The organism is Fibrobacter sp. UWH5 (assembly GCF_900142505.1).
Taxonomy (GTDB): Bacteria; Fibrobacterota; Fibrobacteria; order Fibrobacterales; family Fibrobacteraceae; genus Fibrobacter.
In genome coordinates, this window is record NZ_FRBB01000055.1 from 1 (window position 1) to 1114 (window position 1114).

3 protein-coding genes are annotated in these 1114 nt (G+C 39.3%); all 3 read left to right on the forward strand.

Going from position 1 to position 1114, the window contains the following annotated elements; translation table 11 throughout:
* Positions 1 to 204 (forward strand): transposase (locus BUB38_RS15675; protein WP_139258420.1); only part of this gene is annotated, 204 nt, incomplete at its 5' end.
* Positions 205 to 336: 132 nt separating this feature from the next.
* Positions 337 to 906 (forward strand): hypothetical protein, encoded by a 570-nt coding sequence (locus BUB38_RS15680; RefSeq protein WP_073161659.1) that lies wholly within the window; start codon positions 337 to 339, stop codon positions 904 to 906.
* Positions 903 to 1114, forward strand: a 212-nt coding sequence (locus BUB38_RS15685) for a hypothetical protein (RefSeq protein ID WP_139258493.1), incomplete at its 3' end; no start/stop codon positions are given. The genes BUB38_RS15680 and BUB38_RS15685, both read left to right, overlap by 4 nt.

A 1114-nucleotide genomic window follows, 5' to 3' on the forward strand; every position in this document is an offset into this window, starting at 1 on the left:
CTCAACACAATCAGGCTGGGCGTGTCAAACGCAAGGATCGAGGCGACGAACAACAAGATAAAGCTACTGATACGGACTGCCTATGGCTTCAGGAATATGAACAACATGCTGTCGCTGATAATGTTGAGCTGTTCCTATGTAGATGTAAAGATTGCCTACGAATGGGAATCGGAATCGAGAGAATCATCTAGCAAGGCTGCCTAAATGCTTCCACACATGTTGATGATGCCTCACTTTCTTTTTCAACTGTTTTCGCTCATATTGAATGTGTAGATTTAGACAAACACACACTCATTATTTATTTTATCTACACAACCATGGAGCAGGAAATTGAATATGGCAAGTAAACTTGCAAAAATAATTTTGGCATTTGCCGTGATGATGGCAGCCATAATGACCGGATGCTCGGAAAAGAAAGACGTGAATGAAACTCAGTCGGCGGAAATACAGTTGACCACCCCTCCAGCAATTACACCTCACAAGAAAAAGCGAATAATTCCGTTGGACAGCTCCAGAATAGTTACATTGAAGGATTTTGACCCGAAAGATTCCATTTCGGTGGGAGTTCGTGCGTTTAGGGCAGCAAAAAAAGAATTTGTAAGAAAATGGAATTATACCAAGGATACGGATCTATTCTTGGATGTAGTCGATAAAATATGTTTAGAATTTCGCTCTTGCTCAGCAATGAAGGATTCGGTGGCATACAAAAAAGATGTGGCTTCAATTTTGGATAGCCTTATGCAAAATGGTCTTTTGGACAAAGCTATTGAGGCAAGAAAACAGGAGATGAATGGACCTTGTTTCGGGCCAAACTACAATAAAAATAAAAAAAGATGTGATGAGGAATCACAGGAACAGGTTAGAAGAAAAGTTATCGAAGAATTGAAAAAAAAGAGAGGGGAATGATGAAAACTGCATTTCTTTTAGCTCTTTCTGCGTTTTCAGTATTATTTGCAAAAACCAAATGTTATAATTTTGACGACTATATTGGATATTCTGACGACTTGGTGGAAATCAAAAAAATTATTGAGAAAAAAGCGGAACAGGAAGAGTCCAACAATTGTATGCAGGAAGGTGGTGCGGGCTCCGTATTCCATATAGCGGCAAGTATAGT